A 19,405-nucleotide genomic window follows, 5' to 3' on the forward strand; every position below is an offset into this window, starting at 1 on the left:
GGCCGGGACGGCCTTGGCAGGATCCGGCCGCAAGGCGGCCGGCGCGCCCAGGCTGCCTTAACCACTCACACCGGCCTGGCATGGCGCGCAAGCCCAGCCGCCGGAGGCGGCGCCCGGCGCCTGAGGGCAATATAATGTCCATGGTGTTCGAGAAGCGGCTGCTCACGGGCGATCGCGGCGCCGGTATCCTGCAGAAGCTGTGGCAGATCCCTTGGCTCTTCGTGCTGCTGCTCTGTGCGGTGGGCTGCATCGGCTATGTCGCGCTGTATTCCGCTGGCAGCGGCAATCCGGACCTTTATGCCACGAAGCATGCGCTGCGATTCGGTTTCTGCCTGGTGCTCATGCTCTGCATCGGCTTCGTGGACATCCGCCTGATCGCGAAGCTCGCGCCGCTTGGCTACATCCTCGGTGTGGGTCTGCTCGTGCTGGTCGCCCTGCATGGCGAGGTGGGCAAGGGCGCGCAGCGTTGGGTGGATCTGGGGCCGCTCCAGCTGCAGCCGTCCGAACTGATGAAGATCATGCTCGTCCTCGCACTCGCCGCCTGGTTCCACCGGGCAAGCTGGGACCGTGTGGGCAACCCCTTCTTCCTCATCATTCCGGCGATCCTGGTTCTGGTTCCCGTAGGGTTGATCTTCAAGCAGCCCAATCTCGGCACCTCGCTCATCACGGCGGCGCTGGGCGGCGCCATGTTCTGGGCAGCGGGCGTGCGCTGGTGGAAGTTCGCGGCCATCATCGGGGCCGCGGTGGCGGCCGCGCCCATCGTCTATGAGAATTTGCGCGACTATCAGCGCGCGCGCATCACCACCTTCCTCGACCCCGAGAGCGACCCGCTGGGCGCGGGCTACAACATCATCCAGTCGAAGATCGCGCTGGGTTCGGGCGGGCTCTGGGGCAAGGGCTTCCTGCAGGGCACGCAGGGCCACCTGAACTTCCTGCCGGAGAAGCAGACCGACTTCATCTTCACCATGATTGCCGAAGAATTTGGCCTGGTGGGGGCCATGGGCACGCTCGCGCTGCTCATGGGCATCGTCGCCTTCTGCTTCCTGGTCGCGCTGCGCTGCCGCCACCAGTTTGGCCGCCTGCTCGCGATCGGCCTCGGGACGAACTACTTCCTGTATATTTTCGTAAATGTCGCCATGGTCACGGGCAGCATCCCCGTGGGCGGCGTGCCCCTGCCGCTGATCAGCCATGGTGGCAGCGCCATGCTCACCACCATGATCGGCTTCGGGCTGCTCATCAGCGCCTGGGTGCACCGCGACGCCGAATTCGGACCGGCGCAGGACTGAGGATCAGCCCCACGCCGGCATCCGTGACTTACTGCGCGGTGCTGGCGCGTTCGAGATAGGCCAGCAGGTCGTTCAGCTGCTGCTCGTTGCGGATGCCCGCGAAGGACATGGAGCCCGCAGGCACGACCGCCTTCGGGTCGGTCAGGTAGGCGCGCAGGTTGTCAGCGTTCCAGACCAGACCCTCGCCCGCCTTGGTGCGCATCGGCGCCGAGTAGCGGAAGCCATCCACCGCGCCCGCGGCCCGGCCCCAGACGCCGTAGAGGTTCGGGCCCACGCCGTTGCGGCCGCCCTGATTGATCGTGTGGCAGGCCCGGCACTGGTTGAACACCCGCTGTCCGGCATCCGCATCCTGCGCCATCGCGCCGCTCATCGGCGCCAGGGCCAGAGCCGCCGCCGCCATCATCCAAACCCGCATCAGACCATCCTCCATGCACGTGTGCTGTTGCTGTTAATGGGCATTCCTGACCTTCGTGCAATACCCTGGACATGCTGGCAAGCTGTTCATCGCAAGGACTGGACGGCCGGCTGGTTCGGGCCGATCAGGGCAGGGGCATCCAGCTGGAGGACATGATGCGACGAGGCGCGGCAAGCCGGTGGCGGGCTGGCTTGTGATGGCGGATTTCTTCGCCTCGGGGCGGGTCGCGGAACTCATCCTGCTGATGCTGGCGCTGGAGGGGGCCGCCCTCGGCATCTACCATCGCATGACCGGGCGAGGCATCGCGCTGCGGGCCATCCTGCCCTTCCTGTTGGCCGGGGCGGCTTTCGCCCTCAGCCTGCGCGCGGCCCTGACGGGGGCCGGCTGGCCCCTCGTCGCGTTGCCGCTGATGGGCGCCTTCGGCGCCCATGTGTGGGACATCGCCGCGCGGTGGCGGCGATGACGTGCCTTATTGGCCGCCGACCTGCCGCAGATAGGCGATCACGTCGCTGATGTTCTGCGCATTGTCGCGGAAACCCTGGAACGACATGGAGCCGGCCGGAACGACCGCCTTGGGGTCGGCCAGGTAGGCGCGCAGGTTCGCCTCGTTCCAGACCAGGCCTTCACCTGCCTTCGCGCGCATCGGCGCCGAGTAGCGGAAGCCCTCGATCGAGCCGGCCGCGCGGCCATAGACCCGGTAGAGGTTCGGGCCCACGCCGTTCCGGCCGCCCTCATTGGCCGTGTGGCAGGCGCGGCACTGGTTGAACAGGCGCTGGCCGTTCTCGGCATTGCCGGCGGGCGCGTCCTGGGCCTGGGCGGCCAAGGGAGAGAGGGCCACAAGGGCGGCGGCGAAGATGATGGAGCGCATGCGCGGGAGTCTCCTCGATGTGGGGCGTGGCCAAAAGCCTAGCCAGCGGGTTGGAATAACGCCCCGAATTCGCCAGAGACAACTTTCGGCGGGATGACGTTTGCGCAACGGTCCTTGTTGCGTCAGCGCCAGGCGCGCCGCAGCCGCAGGAAGCCCCGGTAGCCCAGCTCCAGAGCGGGAGCCACCACGGGCAGTGCCGCGAGGCGGCCAAGCCAGGCCCAGCCGGGCAGGGCGCTCCACAGCGCCGCGAAGGCCGCAGCGCCGCTGGCCATGCTGCCATCGGCACGGCGCACATGCATGCGCGCCAAGGCCGCCTCCCGCGTCAGTCCGGGGGCGAGGGGCGCATCGGGTTGTGAGACATCCACGAAGCACAGCGCCTCCGCCCCGGCGGCCCGGCGATAGGCCGCGATTTCCCGCGAGCACACCGGGCAGGCGCCGTCGTAATAGACCTCGGTGCGGGCGGCTTGTTCCATGGCCGGCAGATGGTGGGCTTGCCGCCGGCCGCAACCGGGCGATATGGCGCGGCATGGAAAGCTACCCTGACTGGCTGATCGCCGAACTCCGCTCCGACCATGCCGGCGAGACCGGCGCCGTCATGATCTATCGCGGCATCCTCGCCTTCTGCCGCGATGAGACCCTGCGCGACTTCGCCTCCCGCCACATGGCGACGGAACAGGGCCATCTGCGCCTGATCGAGGAGGTGCTGCCGAAGCACCAGCATTCGCGGCTGCTGCCCATCTGGCGTGTGGCGGGCTGGATCACCGGAGCGCTGCCGGCCCTGTTCGGGCCCCGCGCCGTCTATGCCACGATCGACGCCGTCGAGACCTTCGTGGACCACCACTACCAGCAGCAGATTGACCGGCTGGATGCGGAACGGATCTTCCCCGAGCTGCGCGCCATGCTGGCGAAGTGCCAGGAGGAGGAGGTGCATCACCGCGACGAGGCGCGGGAGATGCATGGCGGCGTGGTCGGTGCCCTGGTGCGCGGCTGGGGCAAGCTGGTCGGCTTCGGCAGCGAGGCGGCGGTGCATGCGGCGCGGCGCATCTGAGGGGTGATCGCCTACCTCACCCTCGCCGCCTCGGCCTTCGTCGCCGCCACCGTCTTTCCCCTGCAATCCGAGGCGGTGCTGATCGGCCTCATGCTGGCGGGCGAGCAGCCGGTCTGGGCGCTGGTGCTGGTGGCGAGCGTCGCGAACACGGCGGGTTCGGTGGTGAACTGGTGGCTGGGGGGCGTGATCCACCGCTACCGGGACCGGCGCTGGTTCCCGGCCTCGCCCGAACAGCTTTCGCGGGCCGAGGGCTGGTATCGCCGCTGGGGCCATTGGTCCCTGATGCTGAGCTGGGCACCCATCATCGGCGATCCGCTGACCGTCATCGCGGGCGTCCTGCGCGAGCCGCTCTGGCGCTTCCTGATCCTGGTCGCGCTGGCCAAGACCGGGCGCTACGTGACCCTGGCGCTGATCACCCTGGGCGTCACCTGAGAAGATTGCCTTGACGGGGGCAAGTGTCACATGATGTTGACATGCTCAAGCGCGCTCCTGACCTCCGCCCCCATGCCATCGTCATCGGCTCCGGCTTCGGTGGATTGGCGGCTGCGGTGCGGCTCGGCGCGCGGGGCTATCGCGTCACGGTGCTGGAGAAGCTCGATGGCCCGGGCGGGCGCGCCTATGTCTATCGCAAGGACGGCTACACCTTCGACGCCGGCCCCACGATCATCACGGCGCCCTATATCCTGGAGGAGCTCTGGACGATCTGCGGGCGCAAGATGTCCGATGATCTCGACCTCCGCGCCATTGATCCCTTCTACAAGATCCGCTTCGACGATGGCGAAACCTTCGCCTGCACGGCCGATCTCGACGCCATGCGCGCCGAGGTCGGGCGCATCTCGCCGGGCGATGTGGAGGGCTTCGACCGCTTCATCCGCGACAGCGAGGCCATCTACAAGGTTGCCTTCGAGGAGCTGGCGCACCAGCCCTTCCACCGCTTCGGCACCATGCTGCGCGCCATCCCGAACATGCTGCGGCTGGGCGGCTACCTGACCGTCCATCAGAAGGTCGCGAGCTATTTCAAGAACGACAAGCTGCGCATCGCCTTCAGCTTCCATCCGCTGCTGATCGGCGGGAATCCCTTCACCACCACCGCCTATTACTGCCTGATCGCACATCTGGAGCGGCTGCACGGCGTGCATTACGCGATCGGTGGCACGGGCGCCGTGGCGCGCGCGCTGGTCGGCCTGATCGAGCAGCTGGATGGCCGCATGCGCTATGAGGCCGAGGTCGCGCAGATCACGGTGGAGAAGGGCCGCGCCACTGGCGTGCGCCTCGCCTCCGGCGAGCAGATTGCCGCCGATATCGTCGTCTCCAACGCCGATGTCGCCTGGACCTACAAGAAGCTGCTCTCCGAGACGGTGCGCAAGCGCTGGACCGACCGGAAGCTGGCGCGGGCGCGCTACTCCATGTCGCTCTTCGTCTGGTATTTCGGCACCACGAAGCGCTTCGACGATGTCTACCACCACACCATGGTGCTCGGACCGCGCTATCGCGGATTGCTGAAGGACATCTTCACGACGAAGCGCCTCGCCCAGGATTTCAGCCTCTACCTGCACCGCCCGACCGCGAGCGATCCTTCGCTTGCGCCGCCCGGCTGCGATGCCTTCTATGCGCTGGCGCCGGTGCCGCATCTGGGCAGCGGCACCGATTGGCGTGAGCGCGCCGAACCCTATCGCGCCGCCATCCAGAAGCGGCTGCAGGAGACGGTGATGCCGGGCCTGGGCGACGTCATCGCCACCTCGCACATGCTGACGCCGCAGGATTTCCAGGACCGGCTCAGTTCGGTGAATGGCGCGGCCTTCTCGTTGGAACCGCAGCTCTTCCAGAGCGCCTGGTTCCGCCCGCACAACAAGAGCGAGGAGGTGGAGGGGCTCTACCTTGTCGGCGCCGGCACCCATCCGGGGGCTGGCGTACCGGGCGTGATCTCCTCGGCGCGGGTGCTGGACGAGATCGTGCCCGATCCGGTCCCGCAGTTGTCAGAAATGGGGCGTCAGCCGGCGTAGCCCGCCGCCGCCGCGCGGCGCGCGCGGAACTGCAGCGCCACCTTGCGCTGGTGGTAGAGGATCAGCGAGATGCCCGTGACGAGCGGGATGGACCAGAGCCCCGGATGCAGGGCCAATTCCGGGAAGATCCTGACCGAGCCGAAGGCGAAGAAGGCCGTGTAGACCGAGATGCCGGCTCCCACGAGCGCCTTGATATGCTCATCCAGCCAATCCTTCTCGCCGCGCACCGGCTTGTAGAGGAAGCGCAGATTGGTCCCCGCCGTGGCGAGGCCCACCACCGTGAGGCCGATCATCAGGAACTGGCCGATCAGCCAGCCCTGCACCGCGCAATTCACCGCCGCCACGATCAGGATGAATTGCAACGCGATGTTGAGCGGCGTCAGATTCTTCGCGTGGTCGCGGCGGTTCAGCACGCAGAGCCAGCCATACCAGGCGAGATTGATGGTGAGGATGCCCATATGCAGCATCAGCCAGCCGAAGATGCCGCGGATGAAGGGTGCGTCGAACATGCCCTCCAGATGCGGGTGCGTCGCCATCGGATCGGTGATGGTGAGCAGGCTCATGCACACCGCGAAGCTGCCGGTCGCGAGCATGCAGATGGTGAAGACCTTGCCCCAGCGGCGATGATTCACGCCGCCCTTTCGGCCGATCACCGGCACCCAGAAGGCGATGGCGCCGATGCTGCCGGTGACGATGTGCAAGGCGATGAGCAGGTGGAAGACATCAAGCATGGACGGGCGATCCTGACCTTCGCGGTGACAATGCGACTTGACACATAGGCTTGTAAAGCAGGAACGTCAGGCGGTTGGCGTGCGTCGGGGATGACTTCGGATGGTCACAGAATCAGTAGCTTACGAACCGCCGCGCCCGAAGCCCCTGTCTCCCGTCCTGGCGCTGATCCGCGCCGCAGCGCGCGGCGATGGCGATCTGCTGAGCCTTCTCCCGGCCGAGGCCTATCGGATGGCGATCGGCCCGCTCGGTTATTCGCGGCGCTCCATCGTGATCGTGAATGCGCCGGAGCTGGTGCGCACCATCCTCTACGACACCAAGGACATCTTCCCGAAGAACGACCTGATGGTGGATGCGCTGGAGCCGCTGGTGGGCAATTCCATCTTCGTCTCCAGCGGCCCCGAATGGCGCCGCCAGCGCGCGATGATCGACCCCGCCTTTTCCATGATGCGCGTGAACCGGGCCTTCGCGCCGATGCGCGCCGCCGTGGATGATTGCGAGGCCAAGCTGGACGAGGAAGGCGGCACCTTCTCGCTCGACCTGCTGATGAGCCACCTGACGGCGGATGTGATCTGCCGCACCGTCTTCTCCACCTCGCTCGCCACCCAGACGGCGCATGATGTCTTCGAAGCCTTCACCGTCTTCGAGCGTAGCGTGGCGCAGGTGGAATATCGCCGCCTCATCATGGACCCGGCCTTCAAGCCGGTGGCGCAGAAGCCTGCCGTGCTGGAGGCCTGCGCGAAGATCCGCGGCCATCTGGGCGACCTGGTGGACACGCATCTGGCCGAGGGCCACAGCTTCGACGACATCGCGACCGCCGTGATCGCGGCGCGTGACAGCTTTGACCAGAAGGCCTTCACCCGGAAGGAACTGCTGGATCAGCTCGGCGTGTTGTTCCTGGCAGGGCACGAGACCTCGGCCAGCGCGCTCACCTGGGTCTTCTTTCTCATCGCAACGCAGCCCGAGGTGGTGCGCCGCATCCGCGCCGAGGTGGATGAGGTGGTGGGCGATGGCGAGGTGGAGTTCGAGCACACGCGCCGCATGCCCTATATCATGAACGTGTTCCGCGAGACGTTGCGGCTCTACCCGCCCATCACCTTCCTGCCGCGCGTGGCGCTGGAGGACACGATGTTGGGCGAACGGCGCATCAAGCGCGGGGCGATGCTGATGGTGGCGCCCTGGATCCTGCACCGGCACGATCTCTACTGGCGCAACCCGCATGTCTTCGACCCCGACCGCTTCCTGCCCGAACGCAAGGAGGAGCTGACGCCCGGCGCCTATCTGCCCTTCGGCATTGGCCCGCGCGTCTGCGTCGGCGCGGCCTTCGCGCAGACGGAAGCGGCGCTGATCGTGGCGCGGCTGATCCGCCGCTACGACTTCCATCTGGAAGAGGCGGAGAAGGTGCGCCCGGCTGCGCGCCTGACCACACGGCCGACGAAGCAGATCATGTGCCGCGTCACGCGCGCCAGATGAGCCGGACGGTCCTGCTCACGCTGGGGCGCCTGCCCAAGGCACTCGATATCGCGCGCAGCTTCGCGATGAATGGTTGGCGCGTGGTGATCGCCGAACCGTTCAAGCGGCATCTGGCCGGCGCGTCAAACAGCGTGGCGAAGAGCATCCAGGTGACCGCGCCCGCCGTCAGCAAGCGGCGCTACCTCGAGGAACTCGCCGCCATCGTTGCGGCCGAGGGTGTGGAGCTGGTGGTGCCCGTCTCCGAGGAGACGATGCACGTCACCTTCCTGCGTGACCTGGTCCCCGACAGCGTGCGCATGTTCACCATGCCGCCCGAGGCGCTGCTGCCGGCCTATGACAAGCACGGCTTCATCCATCTTGCCGAGGCGGCCGGGGTGCGCGTGCCCGAGACGCATGCCATTGGCACGCCGGGCGCTGATGATCTTGCCGCCAACGGGCCAGTGGTGGTGAAGCCCGTGCATTCCTGCTCCGGCCGCGGCGTGCGCATCCTGCCTGCCGGCGCGGTCCTGCCCGATGAGACAGGCAGCGTCGTCCAGCGCTTCATCCCGGGCGAGGTGCATTCCTCCTGCTCGGTCGCGCATGAAGGGCGCGTGCTCTCCACCGTGATCTATCACGGCTCGCTGTTCTCCGGCTCCGTCGCCATCGCCTTTGAGCGTGTGCGGAACCCCGTGCTGTTTGAGCAATGGATCGAGCGCTTCGTCCGTCACGTGAACTGGACGGGATTCATCTCCTTCGATTTCGTGCTGGACGAACACGGCATCCCGCACGGCATCGAGTGCAACCCCCGCACCACCAGCGGCCTGCATTTCTTCGAGACGGCCGATATCGCCCCCGCCATCCTGGAAGCCCGCCCGCCGCGCCACCGCGAAGCGCTGCAGCTCCAGCAATTCTATTCCTGCCTGACCGAGACGCAGAAATCCGTTCTCACGCCGCGCCAATTCCCGCGCAATCTGAAGGCGCTGCTGAGCACGCCAGACGTCACCTGGGATGCGCGCGACAAGCGCCCCTTCCTGACGATGACCTGGACCTCCTGGGAGATCATCCAGCGCGCGATGAAGGCGGGCACGACCTTTGGCGAGGTCGCAACCCTGGATGTGGGCTGGTATGAGGGGTAGAGCCTGATCGCCTTGGTCACTTCACCCAAGGCGTGAGCCCGTCTCTCGACGATCTCTAGCCGATCGCGGCGATCACCCGCCGCGCCACCTCCACGGTGCCGTCGCGCCCGCCGATATCGGGTGTGCGCAGCCCCTCCGCGAAGGCCTGATCCACCGCCGCACGGATCTCCCCCGCCGCCTCGCGCAGTGCCTGCCCGCCGCCGCGCATCGCGAGCCATTCCAGCATCATGGCGCCGGAGAGGATCATGGCCGTCGGGTTGGCGAGGCCCTTCCCCGCGATGTCGGGCGCCGTGCCATGGCTCGGCTGGAACACGGCGTGTTCAGCTCCCAGGTCGGCCGAGGGCGCGAAGCCCATGCCGCCGATCAGCCCCGCGGCCAGGTCCGAGAGGATGTCGCCGAACATGTTCTCGGTCGGCAACACATCAAAATCCCAGGGGCGGCGGATCAGGTCCAGCGCCATCGCATCCACGTAATGCGCGTCGAAGGTGACTGTGGGGTATTCCACCGCGACTTCGCCGAACACGGCGCGCAGCCACGCGAAGGCGCGGAACACATTGGCCTTGTCCACCAGCGTCACCCGCCCCGGCCGGCCGAGCCGCGCGGCGCGCTCGGCCGCCAGTTCGAAGGACATGCGGGCCAGTGCCATGGAGGTGGGACGCGTCAGACGAAGCGTCTCCTCCGCCATCTCGGGCGTGACGAGGCCTTGGTCTTTGGAGAAGAACAACCCCTCCGTGCTTTCGCGCAGGATCACGAAATCCATCTTCGCCGCGCGCGGATCGGAAAGCGGCAGCGGAACGCCCGGAATGGCGCGGATCGGCCGCACGCCGCCGAACAGGCCGAGCCGCATGCGCAGCGTGATCTGCGGCGCCAGCTCTGTTCCGTCTTCGCGCCGGATGCCGGGCCAGCCCATCGCACCCAGCAGGATCGCATCTGCATCGCGCGACCGCGCGAAGACCTCCTCGGACAGATCCTCGCCCGTGTCCCGATACGCCATGGCGCCGGCGCGATGCGACGAGAAGCGCAGGCCGAGCTTGTGGCGCGCATCCACCACCTCCAGCACGGCGATCCCCGCTTCCATGACTTCCGGACCGATACCGTCGCCGCCCAGGACCGCGATCTCAAAGCTGTTCACTGGCTTGCCCTTCCCCCTGACGCGCCGCCAAGCTACGCCGCTCAGAGGGGCCGGCAAGCCCCATCGACTGGAGGAAGCACCGATGCACCTATCCCGCCGCGTCCTGTTGGCCGCGCCCGCCCTTGTGCCCTTCGCCGCGCGCGGGCAGGGCGCCTGGCCCGACCGTCCGGTGCGCATCATCGTGCCTTTCCCGCCCGGCCAGGCAGCGGACACCTTCACACGCCTGGTGGCGGACCAGCTCTCGCAGCGCTGGCCGCAGCGCGTGGTGGTGGAGAATCGCGGCGGCGGTGCCGGGGCGCCCGCGCTGGAGGCCGGCGCGCGGGCCCCGGCCGATGGCTACACGCTGATCGCCGGGACCTCAGGCACGCTCGGCGTGAATCCCTCCGTTCTGGCGCGCATCCCCTACGACGCCGAGCGCGACTTCGCGGCCATCACCAACATTGCCATGGTGCCGCTGCTGCTGGTGGCGCATCCGAGCTTCCCGGCGCGGACCGTGCAGGAGATGGCGGCGATGGTGCGCGCGCGGCCGGGTGAGGTGAACATCGCCTCCGCCGGCCCCGCCACCAGCCAGCACATGGCGACGGAACTGCTGCAGCTGCGCACCGGCCTGCGCTTCAACATCGTACATTACCGCGGCTCCGGCCCCGGCATGGCCGACCTGCTGGCGGGCAACGTGCCCCTGATGATGGACAGCGTGGCGAGCGCGCTGCCGCAGATCCAGGGCGGGCGGGTGCGCGCGCTGGCCGTGGCCCAGCCGCGCCGCGTGCCGCAGCTGCCCGATGTGCCGACCATCGCCGAGACGCTCTCGCCCGGCTACGAGGCTGCAGGCTGGAGCGGCCTGGTGGCGCCGGCCGCGACACCGCCTGACATCATCCGCCGCATCTCCACCGATATCGGCGCGATCCTCCGCGAGAGCGCGATGCAGGAGCGCTTCCTCGCCATGGGCGCCATCGCCGACCCGGGAACGCCCGAGGAATTCGCCGCCTTCATCCGCGCCGAGATCGTGAAGTGGCGTGAGGTGGCGCGCGCCGCGAATGTCCGGCTGGACGGCTGACGCTCAACTTGCTTCGAGCAGGCGGTCGATGTTGAGCGTTGATCGCCTGCCGAGATCGGCCCCACGCTCACGGAGGAAGTCGTCCATGGCGCGGCGCCCCTCATCGCGGAGCATCGTCAGGAACGGCCATTCCGCGTTGAGCTTCGAGGAGGCGCCGAGTTCGGCCACGCGGTCGGAGCGGACCAGATGCAGGCGCATGCTGGCCCAGTGCCGCGCTTCCGGGTCATCGATGCGCGACGCCGCGCGCCGGAGCAGCGCGATCATTTCCAGTTCCTTCAGCAGTACGGCATTGAAGGAGACCTCGTTGAGCCGGTTCAGGATGTCGCGCGCCGCGCGCGGGATGCCAGGCCGTTGCACGGGATTGATGCCGACGAGGATCGTATCGTCCGACTCGCACTCCCGGATGAGCGGCGTCATGGTCGGGTTGCCGGCGAAGCCGCCATCCCAGTAGCCATCACCGTCGATCTCCACTGCCTGGAACATCTGCGGCAGGCAGGCCGAGGCCATCAGCACCTGGGGTGAGATCTCGGCGTTGCGGAAGACGCGGCCGCGCCCGGTGCGGACATTGGTGGCTGTGATGAAGAGCTTGATCGGCGCTTCCGAGAGCCGCCCGAAATCCAGGTTCTCCGCCAGGATCTCATCCAGGGGATTGGCGGCGGCGAAGGGCGTGTCATAGGGCGAGAAGAGGCGCGACATCACGTCCATCGCCACATAGGCGGGCGAGGAATCCAGCGTCCAGCGATCGAGCATCACGTCGATCGGGCCGCGCTTCAGCGGGCTGAAGGCGGCGGCACGGGACACGCTGCGCCAGAATTTCTCCAGCGCCGCGCGCGCGCCCGGCGCCCCGCCCACCGCATGACCATGGGCCAGCACGGCGGCATTCATGGCGCCCGCCGAGGTGCCGGAGATGGCCTCGATCTTCAGCCAATCCTCCTCCAGCAGGCGGTCCAGAACGCCCCAGGTGAAGGCGCCATGGCTGCCGCCGCCCTGCAGGCCGAGGTCGATGAGAAGAGGGTCGCGATTCGAAGCGGGCCCGGGGATTGACGCAGCGGCGGGAGCAGGGACGGAGGCGGCTTTGGCGGGCTGGCGCTTCGGAATTCGGGCCATGATGTCCTCCGTGTCAGGCAGGGCCGGGGTCGCGGCCGGAAAGCAGGTCCGCCACCCAGCGGGAGCGGGGGAATTCCTGGCAGATGGTCAGCGCCGCGATCAAGACCGGCACGCCGATGAAGGCGCCCGGAATGCCCCAGAGAAAGGAGCCGAGAAACACCGCGAGCAGCACCATGAAGGAGGAGACGGCCAGCGTCTTCCCGGCCAGCAGCGGCTCGATATAGCTCCCCGAGACGGTCTGGATCACGTTCAGGCTGACGAAGACCACCAGGGCCACCTCCCACGAGGCGAATTGCAGGATGGCGAAGAGGGTCGGGAAGAGCGTCGCCACCAGCGGGCCGATGAAGGGGATGTAGTTCAGCACGAAGGCGATGACGCCCCATTCGGCGGCGAGGTCGAGGCCCATGAAGCTCGCGAAGCCCCAGACGCAGAGGCCGGTGACGACGCTCATGATGCTGCGGACCAGCATGTAGATGCGGAATTTCTGCGCGGTCAGCGCGGCCGCGCGCAGCAGGGCGGCGGGCGTCTCGCCCGGCATGCGGGCCATCTGCCGCTGCACCACCTCCACCTCGAGCAGGCCGAGCACCAGGAAGACCAAGGTGACGATGGTAAAGCTCAGGATGCCCTGCAACTGGCCCGTGATTTCCTGCGCGATGCGCACCAGCCAGCGCGTGTTGAAGTTCTCGGCGAAGACGCTGGCGACCTCGATGCCCTGGGCCGCCAGGAAGGCGAGCTTCTGCGCGTAGAGCGCCTGAAGCTGCGCGGAATTGGCCACGACCCATTGCGCCACGCCGCCGAAGGCCCAGGCGATGAGCAGCGCCATGCCCACCAGCGTGACCAGCGCGAAGGCCATGGTGACGAGCATGGCCAGCGGCCCGGTCAGCAGCCCCGCCAGCCGGCGCTGCAGCGGCCAGACCAGCGCGATAGCAAAGACCGCGAAGAGGATCGGCACGACGAGCGATTGCGCCAGTACCATGGCGCCCGCCACCAGGATCGCCGCGCATAGGCCGAGCAGCATGGGAGGCTCCTTCCGGCCGCGGAACGCCGCCAGCCCGAGGCCTTGTGTATCGCATGGCTTTTTCGCGCCGCACAACGGGCGGTCCCGGGGGGCTGGGACGGGCGGTTCAGCGGCGGGACGCAGTTCCCTGGCTTGCGGCCGGTTGGCTGTGCATGATGCGATAACAAAACCGGAAGGAGAGCCGCCATGGGCGTGGAATTCGCCGCCGAACGCCGCCTGCTGAGCGAGGAGGAGTTCGCCCCCGTCGTCAGCAGCCATTATCCCGAGCTCGCCGCGCTGGCGCATGAGGATCTGGTCAGTCTGGCGCGCTGGCTGCGCGGCCAGCACGCCCGCGCGCGCGATATCATCCGTGGCCGGCGCCGCGTCCATCGCGGCAAGGCCGAGGCCCGGGGCACGGCGAGCGAGACGGCCAGCGACCGCGGCCTCCTGGAGAAGAAGCAGGTCTTCGCGCGCGGGTTGAAGCGGGTGAATGCGCGCCTCGGCGCGCTGCGGGCCGAGGCAAAGCGGGCCGAGGCGACCGCCGCTCTGCAAGCCGCGCTGGCGCGGCGCCAGGCCGCCCGGCCGCATCATCCGGGTGCCGGCGCCACGCCGGCCGCGGGTGCCGCCTCTCTGCCCAGTGCCAAGCGGCGTGGCATCATCACGGGCGGGCGTGTGGGCAGCGTCTCCCAGGCCGGGCGCAACGCGCAGGCGGCGCGCGACGCGCGGGGCTGACGCCCCCGCTACTGCATGAACCATCCATGGCTCACCACCAGCGACTGACCGGTGAGCGCATTGGAGCCGAAGCTGGCGAAGAAGAGCGCCGTCTCGGCCACATCCTGGACCGTGGTGAACTCCCCATCCACGGTCTCCTTCAGCATGATGTTCTTCACCACCTCGGCCTCGGAGATGCCGAATTCCTTGGCCTGTTCCGGGATCTGCTTTTCCACCAGCGGGGTGCGCACGAAGCCCGGGCAGATGACGTTGGCGCGCACGCCATGCTTCGCACCCTCCTTCGCGACGGTCTTGGCGAGGCCGATCAGGCCGTGCTTCGCGGTGACGTAGGGCGCCTTGAGCTGCGACGCCTCCTTCGAATGCACCGAGCCCATGTAGATGATGCTGCCGCCGCCCGGCCGCGTGTACATGTGCCGCAGCACCGCGCGCGTGGTGAGGAAGGCACCATCCAGATGGATGGCGAGCAGCAGCTTCCACTTGTCGAAGGGGAATTCCTCGAGCGGCGAGACGACCTGGATGCCGGCATTGCTGACCAGCACATCAATCCGGCCGAACTTCGCCAGCGCCTCCGCGACGCCGGCTTCCACCTGCGCCTCGTTCGTCACGTCCATCGCCACGCCGATGGCGCGATCCGGCCCGCCCATTTCCAGCGCTGCCGCATCGGCTGCCGCCTTGTTGAGATCGGCGATCACCACCTTGGCGCCCTCCCGCGCGAAGGTGGCGGCGATCTCCTTGCCGATGCCGCTCGCGGCCCCAGTGACGATGGCAACCTTGTCCTGCATCCGCATGGTCAGCTCTCCTTCCCGGGGTTGAGGTAGTCATGCACGACCCGGCCCAGGCCGAGCGTGAGGTCGGCCAGGATATGCGTGGCCGAGACAATCTCCAGCACCGGCAGTTCGGCCACCGGGGCCAGCGCATGCGGCATGAGCGAGAGGGCGCCGGGCCCGGTCCAGGCGCCCTTCAGCGTCACATCCTCCAGCGCGTATTCCACCAGTTCGCAGATGCGGGGCGTGCCATCCACATGTGGGATGATCTTCAGCAGGAAGTTCGGCGTGAGCATGGAAGCCAGAACCGCCGCGTGATCCGCCGCCCGGTGCTTGAAGCCCATGGTGCCGGTGGCGATGCGCACTGGCCCGTAATCCAGCGTGCCGATCAGCGTGTCGACCTCGGCCTTGAGGCGTGGCTCGGCGAGTTTCTTCGGGAAGCCCCAGAGCTCGCGGCCGCCCGCGATCGGTCCCTCATCATTGAGGAACATGCAATGCGTGTAACCGCCATGCCGCCCCCTGAAGGAAACGGGGATGACCTGGCCGCTCTCGGTATAGTCGCCGAAGCCCGTGGAATTGGGCATGCGGATGAATTCGTACTTCACCAGCGGGGCATCCACCTCCAGCGGCGCGGGCACCAGCGCGCGCAGCTTCTCGGGGTCGGTGCGGTAGGTGATGATGAGGTATTCGCGGTCCACGAAGCGATAGGGCCCGGGCGGATAGGCCGGGCTGGTCAGCGGCATGGCGAAGGCCTTCGCCCGCACCTCGTCTTCATTCATGGTCAGACCTCTCCCTGGTCGGTGGGGGCGCGTGGCGGGATGTCCTGCGTGTGCCGAAAGTCGAAGGCCTGGAAGTGCACATCGCCCGGCGGGCGCTGGAAGATCTCGGGGTGGCTCAGCGCCAGCTCGGCATCAGCGAGGCCCGTCTGCCAATGCTCCACCATGCTGCGGCGGGAGAAGTTGTAGTCCTTCGAATCCGCCTCGTAGGAGGGCGAACGGTAGATGAGCTGCACCACGTTGTAGACCTTGCGATCGGCGAATTCGCGCAGCATTTGCGCCTCCTCGCTCCGGCAGGCTTCGGCCGGCACGTCGCGCAGCAGCACGGAAAGCGCGCCGCGGATATTCTGCAGGTGCTTCAGGTGATCCGTGCTGGCGCGGGTTCGGCTGGAGAACTGGATCTCCTTCTGCCGCACCGCGACCTCTGTCAGGTCGCGCGGCAAGTCGCCGCGGGCACTCCAGAGATCCACCTGGAAGGCCAGCGTGTCGCGCCGTTTGCGGGCCTCCACCAGCCATTGCAGCGGGGTGTTCGAGACCAGGCCACCATCCCAGTAGTACTCACCATCGATCTCCACGGCCGGAAAGCCCGGCGGCAGCGCGCCGCTGGCGAGGATATGCTCGGCACGGATCTTGTCGGTCTCGGTGTCGAAATAGGTGAAGTTGCCGGTGCGGACATTGACCGCGCCCACGCTGAACCGGATATCGCCCGAATTGATGCGGTCGAAATCCACGAGCGCTTCCAGCGTCGTCTTCAGCTTGCTCGTGTCATAGAAGCTGGTGGCGCCCTCGCTGCCCGGCACCAGCGCGAAGGGTGGCGGAAAGCGCGGCTCGAAGAAGCCTGGCGCGCCCGTCACCAGTGCCTGGGCGGCGCCCCAGCGATCCATCGCCTGGTGCAGGATGTTGCCGGCCTTGGGCGGGGTGTCGCCGAACAGGGCGCGCGTCAGATTGGAGATGGGACGCTCGGTCACCGTCTCCCAGAAAGCGCGCAGTTGCGTGACGCGACGTTCCGGCGGATTGCCGGCGATGATGGCCGCGTTGATCGCGCCGATGGAGATGCCGACCACCCAATTGGGTGTCACGCCCTTGGCCGCCAGCGCCTCGTACACGCCGCCCTGATAGGCGCCGAGTGCGCCTCCGCCTTGCAGCAGCAGGGCCACGCAGGCGAAGCCTTGTGGTGGTGGTGCGGCTTGGACCGTCGGTCGGGCGGGGGCATTGCGCTTGCGGCTCGGCGCAGCGGCCATGGGGTCATCCTTGCCTGCGTGGGAAACTATTGAGCCATGCCCGCAGTCGAATGTCACGGCGTGATGCGGCGTCAGTCGCGCGACAGCGCCTCCGGCGCCTGCGCGGCATAGACATCGCCGCTATTGGCCTCGGCCGGCAGCTCCACCAGCCATCGCGCCATCATCGCCGCACCCACCGCCTGCGGAAAGGCCCATGCCATGCTCTCGCCCAGGCAGGCGTTGAAATGCGCGAAGCCGAGGGCCGACAGGCGCTCCAGGCTCGCAGCCGCCACGCCGCGCTGGATGGTGGTGAATTCGAAGGAGAGCGCGCGCGGCGGGCGGGAGAGGCCGGCCAGCACCTCCGCCTCCCAGCCTTCCACGTCGATCTTCACGAAATCCGGCATGCCATGCGCCCTGATCAGCGCATCGAGCGTGGTGCGGGGCAGGGTGATTTCGGCATCCCAGACCTGCCCTTCCCAGCCCGGGGCGCCGTCGGCGGCGGCGATGAAATCCGTGCTGGCTGTGGCGACGGTGGGGTTCGCGCTGTTGAGCCGCAGCACCGCTTCGCCCTCACTTGCGCCGACCAGGCTTTGCACGAGCGTGAAGGCGGGCTCGTCACGGAAGATCAGCCGCAGGGCACGCGCCAGCCGGGGCTGCGGCTCCACCGCCACAACGCGCGCACCGATCCGGGCGAAGCTCGCCGCGCGGTCGCCGACGTGGCAGCCGATATCGAAGGCGAGGGAGCCCGGCGCCAGGAAGCGGCGATAGAAGCCATCGAGCACCGGACGGCGCGCCGGCGCGTGATACAGACGCAGGCTGCGGCCGATGGCGGCGGCGTGGCTCACGGGTGGAAGACGAGCGCCGCACCCGCCGCATGGGCGGGCGGGACCATCAGCGCACCGCCGGGCAGCTCCACCAGGGGCAGATGCCCGAGCAGCCGGCGCACGGCGGCATTGCCGTCGCTGGTCTGCACCCAGAAGCCGGCCATGAAGGGCAGGTCGGGAATCGCGACACCCGGCAGGGTCGCGGGCAGGTCCTCTGGCGCGCAGATCGAAACCCGCGTCTCCATCGCGGGCGCCTGCGGGCCGGCCACGCCCGCCCCGCCCGGGAAGCGCAGCAGGAAGCCGCCCATGCCGCGCGGCTCAATGACGAGGCCTGTCAGCTTGGAGAGACGTGCGGCCGTCACGGCCGGCTCCGCGCTTACGAGCAGCAGCTCGGTCAGGGCCACCGCCTGGTTGGCGTGGTCCATCCAGCGCTCCTGCCAGATCAGCTCGGGCGTGTGGTGGGTGATGAGCTGCAGCCGCCCCTCCGGCGCATCCGGATAGGGCAGGCGGGAGAATTTCGCGCGTGGGCCATCGGGCTTGTCCACCGGGCGCTCGAGATGCGCCACGCCCGGGATGGGAATGCCGGCGCGGCGCATGCGCGCGAGATTGGCCTCCGCGTCATCCATCCCCATGGCGAGGATGTGCAGCCCCTCGTAGCGGCTGATGAACTTCGACAGGCCATTGTCGAAGCGGCCGGGCTCCAGGATGGCCAGCAGCTCGATATAGCCGTGCTTCAGGAAGGCGCAGCGATTGCCGGTGGCGTAGAGCTCCACGGGCTTGTCCGGCGTGGGGCGGCCCGATTGCTGCGCGATGGGCGAGAGCGAGAAGCCCAGCGCCTCGAATTGCGCCGTCATCGGGCCCAGGTTTTGCGCGCAGATGCCGACATGGTCGAGCGCGAGGGCGGTCGTGCTCATGCCGGATTCTCGTATTTGGGCAGCAGCCAGGCATCCGGCTCGGCCATGGCGCCGCGATACCATTCATCCACGAGGGGATGCGCGCGCACGGCGGCCACATAGGCCTGGCTGGTGGCCGAAAGCTCCGGCTGCCAGGTCAGGAAGCGCGCGACGACGGGCGCATACATCACGTCCGGGATGGTGAAGGTGGCGCCCATCAGGAAGGGGCCGCCATGGGCCGCCAGCGCCTCGGCCCAGATTGCCTCGATGCGGGCGATGTCATTCAGCGCGCCTTCGGTGCGGCCGCGGCCGGGGAAGGTTCGGCCGAGATTCATCGGCATGGCCATCCGCAGCTCGCGGAAGCCGGCATGCATCTCACTTGCGATGCTGCGGGCATGGGCGCGCGCCTTGCGTTCGGCCGGCCAGAGGGCGGGGGCGAATTCCGCGCAATATTCAGCGATGGCCAGGCTCTCCCAGATCCGCGCGCCCTGATGCTCCAGATAGGGGACGAGGCCGCTGGGCGAATTCTCCTGCACGGCGGGGCTGCCCTTGCCGCCGGTGCCGGCGAGCGGCAGCACCACCTCCTCCACGTCGAGTCCGGCGAGCTTCACGGCCAGCCAGCCGCGCAACGACCAGGAGGAGTATCGGCGATTGCCGATGAAGAGGCGACCTTCGGCCATGGTGTTGTCCCTGATTCCGTGGGGGTGTTGTCGCATGCGCGCGAAAGGCTGGCGACACCCCCGCGCAAGCCGTTACCAAGGCGCGTGATCCCCGCGCTCGCTCTCCTGCTGATGCTCGCCGGGCCTGCCCTGGCGCAGGATGTGCCGGCCGCCCGCCGCGCCGCCGAGGCCGAACGTGCCGCCGCCGCCCAGGCCGCCGAGCGCGCACGGGAGGCCGCGAGCCAGGCGCAGCAATTGGCGGCCGAGCGAATCGCCGGCGCGGCGCGCGTGCAAGCGGCCGAACGCGCGG

At 68.2% G+C, this 19,405-nt stretch carries 23 protein-coding genes; 10 read left to right on the forward strand and 13 right to left on the reverse strand.

What is annotated here, in order from left to right; genetic code table 11:
• Window positions 1-140 precede the first annotated feature (140 nt).
• The gene (gene rodA / locus KTR66_RS23870; protein ID WP_213617253.1) at window positions 141-1,286 is read left to right on the forward strand and encodes a rod shape-determining protein RodA; all 1,146 of its coding nucleotides are present in this window, start codon (window positions 141-143) and stop codon (window positions 1,284-1,286) included.
• A gap of 28 nt (window positions 1,287-1,314) precedes the next feature.
• Here rodA and KTR66_RS23875 read toward each other — a convergent pair whose 3' ends face one another.
• Window positions 1,315-1,701, reverse strand: coding sequence for a cytochrome c family protein (locus tag KTR66_RS23875; RefSeq protein WP_213617213.1), 387 nt, complete (start codon window positions 1,699-1,701; stop codon window positions 1,315-1,317).
• Window positions 1,702-1,879: 178 nt separating this feature from the next.
• Between KTR66_RS23875 and KTR66_RS23880 the strand changes: the two genes are divergently transcribed.
• Window positions 1,880-2,164 (forward strand): hypothetical protein, encoded by a 285-nt coding sequence (locus KTR66_RS23880; RefSeq protein ID WP_213617215.1) that lies wholly within the window; start codon window positions 1,880-1,882, stop codon window positions 2,162-2,164.
• A 6-nt stretch (window positions 2,165-2,170) separates the two neighbouring features.
• Here KTR66_RS23880 and KTR66_RS23885 read toward each other — a convergent pair whose 3' ends face one another.
• Window positions 2,171-2,569: a cytochrome c family protein gene (locus tag KTR66_RS23885; protein ID WP_213617217.1), complete on the reverse strand. Its 399-nt coding sequence runs from the start codon at window positions 2,567-2,569 to the stop codon at window positions 2,171-2,173.
• 122 nt (window positions 2,570-2,691) lie between these two features.
• On the reverse strand, window positions 2,692-3,042 hold the full coding sequence (locus KTR66_RS23890) for a thiol-disulfide oxidoreductase DCC family protein (protein WP_213617219.1): 351 nt from the start codon (window positions 3,040-3,042) through the stop codon (window positions 2,692-2,694).
• Window positions 3,043-3,095: 53 nt separating this feature from the next.
• On the opposite strand from KTR66_RS23890, the gene KTR66_RS23895 reads away from it, so the two are divergent.
• From KTR66_RS23895 to KTR66_RS23905, 3 genes are read left to right on the forward strand one after another with little or no spacing between them, the layout of a single operon-like run.
• Window positions 3,096-3,617 (forward strand): demethoxyubiquinone hydroxylase family protein, encoded by a 522-nt coding sequence (locus tag KTR66_RS23895; protein WP_213617221.1) that lies wholly within the window; start codon window positions 3,096-3,098, stop codon window positions 3,615-3,617.
• Between the two features lie 3 nt (window positions 3,618-3,620).
• Complete coding sequence (locus KTR66_RS23900) at window positions 3,621-4,049, forward strand: YqaA family protein (RefSeq protein WP_371819203.1); 429 nt, start codon at window positions 3,621-3,623, stop codon at window positions 4,047-4,049.
• A gap of 41 nt (window positions 4,050-4,090) precedes the next feature.
• Window positions 4,091-5,620 (forward strand): phytoene desaturase, encoded by a 1,530-nt coding sequence (locus KTR66_RS23905; protein ID WP_213617222.1) that lies wholly within the window; start codon window positions 4,091-4,093, stop codon window positions 5,618-5,620.
• Here the strand turns inward: KTR66_RS23905 and KTR66_RS23910 are convergent.
• Window positions 5,608-6,351, reverse strand: a complete 744-nt coding sequence (locus KTR66_RS23910) for a hypothetical protein (protein ID WP_213617224.1) — start codon at window positions 6,349-6,351, stop codon at window positions 5,608-5,610. The genes KTR66_RS23905 and KTR66_RS23910 overlap by 13 nt on opposite strands.
• A gap of 100 nt (window positions 6,352-6,451) precedes the next feature.
• Between KTR66_RS23910 and KTR66_RS23915 the strand changes: the two genes are divergently transcribed.
• Both KTR66_RS23915 and KTR66_RS23920 read left to right on the forward strand, forming a co-directional pair.
• On the forward strand, window positions 6,452-7,822 hold the full coding sequence (locus KTR66_RS23915) for a cytochrome P450 (RefSeq protein ID WP_213617226.1): 1,371 nt from the start codon (window positions 6,452-6,454) through the stop codon (window positions 7,820-7,822).
• On the forward strand, window positions 7,819-8,937 hold the full coding sequence (locus KTR66_RS23920) for an ATP-grasp domain-containing protein (protein ID WP_213617229.1): 1,119 nt from the start codon (window positions 7,819-7,821) through the stop codon (window positions 8,935-8,937). Before KTR66_RS23915 ends, KTR66_RS23920 begins: the two co-directional genes overlap by 4 nt.
• 55 nt (window positions 8,938-8,992) lie before the next feature.
• On the opposite strand, the gene KTR66_RS23925 is transcribed toward KTR66_RS23920, so the two are convergent.
• Window positions 8,993-10,069, reverse strand: a complete 1,077-nt coding sequence (locus KTR66_RS23925) for an isocitrate/isopropylmalate dehydrogenase family protein (protein ID WP_371819205.1) — start codon at window positions 10,067-10,069, stop codon at window positions 8,993-8,995.
• A gap of 82 nt (window positions 10,070-10,151) precedes the next feature.
• Here KTR66_RS23925 and KTR66_RS23930 point away from each other — a divergent pair, with 82 nt between their 5' ends.
• Entirely contained in the window at window positions 10,152-11,123 is a 972-nt protein-coding gene (locus KTR66_RS23930) for a tripartite tricarboxylate transporter substrate binding protein (protein WP_213617231.1), read from the forward strand.
• 3 nt (window positions 11,124-11,126) lie between these two features.
• Here KTR66_RS23930 and KTR66_RS23935 read toward each other — a convergent pair whose 3' ends face one another.
• Together KTR66_RS23935 and KTR66_RS23940 are read right to left on the reverse strand one after the other, a co-directional pair.
• Window positions 11,127-12,230, reverse strand: a complete 1,104-nt coding sequence (locus tag KTR66_RS23935) for a patatin-like phospholipase family protein (protein ID WP_213617233.1) — start codon at window positions 12,228-12,230, stop codon at window positions 11,127-11,129.
• 13 nt (window positions 12,231-12,243) lie between these two features.
• Window positions 12,244-13,248 carry an AI-2E family transporter gene (locus KTR66_RS23940; RefSeq protein WP_213617235.1) on the reverse strand — a complete coding sequence of 335 codons (1,005 nt, stop codon included), beginning with the start codon at window positions 13,246-13,248 and terminating at the stop codon, window positions 12,244-12,246.
• Window positions 13,249-13,434: 186 nt separating this feature from the next.
• Between KTR66_RS23940 and KTR66_RS23945 the strand changes: the two genes are divergently transcribed.
• Window positions 13,435-13,959: a hypothetical protein gene (locus tag KTR66_RS23945; protein ID WP_213617237.1), complete on the forward strand. Its 525-nt coding sequence runs from the start codon at window positions 13,435-13,437 to the stop codon at window positions 13,957-13,959.
• An 8-nt stretch (window positions 13,960-13,967) separates the two neighbouring features.
• Here KTR66_RS23945 and KTR66_RS23950 read toward each other — a convergent pair whose 3' ends face one another.
• The 6 genes from KTR66_RS23950 to KTR66_RS23975 all read right to left on the reverse strand — a co-directional run bounded on the left by KTR66_RS23950 (window position 13,968) and on the right by KTR66_RS23975 (window position 19,116).
• Window positions 13,968-14,747 carry a 3-hydroxybutyrate dehydrogenase gene (locus tag KTR66_RS23950; protein WP_213617239.1) on the reverse strand — a complete coding sequence of 260 codons (780 nt, stop codon included), beginning with the start codon at window positions 14,745-14,747 and terminating at the stop codon, window positions 13,968-13,970.
• 2 nt (window positions 14,748-14,749) lie between these two features.
• Window positions 14,750-15,502 (reverse strand): acetoacetate decarboxylase, encoded by a 753-nt coding sequence (locus KTR66_RS23955; RefSeq protein WP_213617241.1) that lies wholly within the window; start codon window positions 15,500-15,502, stop codon window positions 14,750-14,752.
• Between the two features lie 2 nt (window positions 15,503-15,504).
• Window positions 15,505-16,740: a patatin-like phospholipase family protein gene (locus tag KTR66_RS23960; protein ID WP_213617243.1), complete on the reverse strand. Its 1,236-nt coding sequence runs from the start codon at window positions 16,738-16,740 to the stop codon at window positions 15,505-15,507.
• Window positions 16,741-16,811: 71 nt separating this feature from the next.
• Window positions 16,812-17,564: an FkbM family methyltransferase gene (locus KTR66_RS23965; RefSeq protein WP_213617245.1), complete on the reverse strand. Its 753-nt coding sequence runs from the start codon at window positions 17,562-17,564 to the stop codon at window positions 16,812-16,814.
• Window positions 17,561-18,457 (reverse strand): VOC family protein, encoded by an 897-nt coding sequence (locus tag KTR66_RS23970; RefSeq protein WP_213617247.1) that lies wholly within the window; start codon window positions 18,455-18,457, stop codon window positions 17,561-17,563. The genes KTR66_RS23965 and KTR66_RS23970 overlap by 4 nt, the downstream gene beginning before the upstream one ends.
• A complete protein-coding gene (locus KTR66_RS23975; protein ID WP_213617249.1) occupies window positions 18,454-19,116 on the reverse strand; it encodes a glutathione S-transferase family protein in 663 nt (220 codons plus the stop codon). Before KTR66_RS23975 ends, KTR66_RS23970 begins: the two co-directional genes overlap by 4 nt.
• Before the next feature lie 84 nt (window positions 19,117-19,200).
• On the opposite strand from KTR66_RS23975, the gene KTR66_RS23980 reads away from it, so the two are divergent.
• Window positions 19,201-19,405, forward strand: a 205-nt coding sequence (locus KTR66_RS23980; RefSeq protein WP_213617251.1) for a hypothetical protein, incomplete at its 3' end; no start/stop codon positions are given.

Source organism: Roseococcus sp. SDR (genome assembly GCF_019083995.1).
Classification (GTDB): domain Bacteria; phylum Pseudomonadota; class Alphaproteobacteria; order Acetobacterales; family Acetobacteraceae; genus Roseococcus.

Bases quoted from the DNA above. Each gene is read 5' to 3' on its own strand.
- rodA (WP_213617253.1), top strand. From the start codon at position 141: ATGGTGTTCGAGAAGCGGCTGCTCACGGGCGATCGCGGCGCCGGTATC.
- KTR66_RS23875 (WP_213617213.1), bottom strand. From the start codon at position 1,701: ATGCGGGTTTGGATGATGGCGGCGGCGGCTCTGGCCCTGGCGCCGATG.
- KTR66_RS23885 (WP_213617217.1), bottom strand. From the start codon at position 2,569: ATGCGCTCCATCATCTTCGCCGCCGCCCTTGTGGCCCTCTCTCCCTTG.
- KTR66_RS23890 (WP_213617219.1), bottom strand. From the start codon at position 3,042: ATGGAACAAGCCGCCCGCACCGAGGTCTATTACGACGGCGCCTGCCCG.
- KTR66_RS23895 (WP_213617221.1), top strand. From the start codon at position 3,096: ATGGAAAGCTACCCTGACTGGCTGATCGCCGAACTCCGCTCCGACCAT.
- KTR66_RS23905 (WP_213617222.1), top strand. From the start codon at position 4,091: ATGCTCAAGCGCGCTCCTGACCTCCGCCCCCATGCCATCGTCATCGGC.
- KTR66_RS23910 (WP_213617224.1), bottom strand. From the start codon at position 6,351: ATGCTTGATGTCTTCCACCTGCTCATCGCCTTGCACATCGTCACCGGC.
- KTR66_RS23915 (WP_213617226.1), top strand. From the start codon at position 6,452: ATGGTCACAGAATCAGTAGCTTACGAACCGCCGCGCCCGAAGCCCCTG.
- KTR66_RS23920 (WP_213617229.1), top strand. From the start codon at position 7,819: ATGAGCCGGACGGTCCTGCTCACGCTGGGGCGCCTGCCCAAGGCACTC.
- KTR66_RS23930 (WP_213617231.1), top strand. From the start codon at position 10,152: ATGCACCTATCCCGCCGCGTCCTGTTGGCCGCGCCCGCCCTTGTGCCC.
- KTR66_RS23935 (WP_213617233.1), bottom strand. From the start codon at position 12,230: ATGGCCCGAATTCCGAAGCGCCAGCCCGCCAAAGCCGCCTCCGTCCCT.
- KTR66_RS23940 (WP_213617235.1), bottom strand. From the start codon at position 13,248: ATGCTGCTCGGCCTATGCGCGGCGATCCTGGTGGCGGGCGCCATGGTA.
- KTR66_RS23945 (WP_213617237.1), top strand. From the start codon at position 13,435: ATGGGCGTGGAATTCGCCGCCGAACGCCGCCTGCTGAGCGAGGAGGAG.
- KTR66_RS23950 (WP_213617239.1), bottom strand. From the start codon at position 14,747: ATGCGGATGCAGGACAAGGTTGCCATCGTCACTGGGGCCGCGAGCGGC.
- KTR66_RS23955 (WP_213617241.1), bottom strand. From the start codon at position 15,502: ATGAATGAAGACGAGGTGCGGGCGAAGGCCTTCGCCATGCCGCTGACC.
- KTR66_RS23960 (WP_213617243.1), bottom strand. From the start codon at position 16,740: ATGGCCGCTGCGCCGAGCCGCAAGCGCAATGCCCCCGCCCGACCGACG.
- KTR66_RS23970 (WP_213617247.1), bottom strand. From the start codon at position 18,457: ATGAGCACGACCGCCCTCGCGCTCGACCATGTCGGCATCTGCGCGCAA.
- KTR66_RS23975 (WP_213617249.1), bottom strand. From the start codon at position 19,116: ATGGCCGAAGGTCGCCTCTTCATCGGCAATCGCCGATACTCCTCCTGG.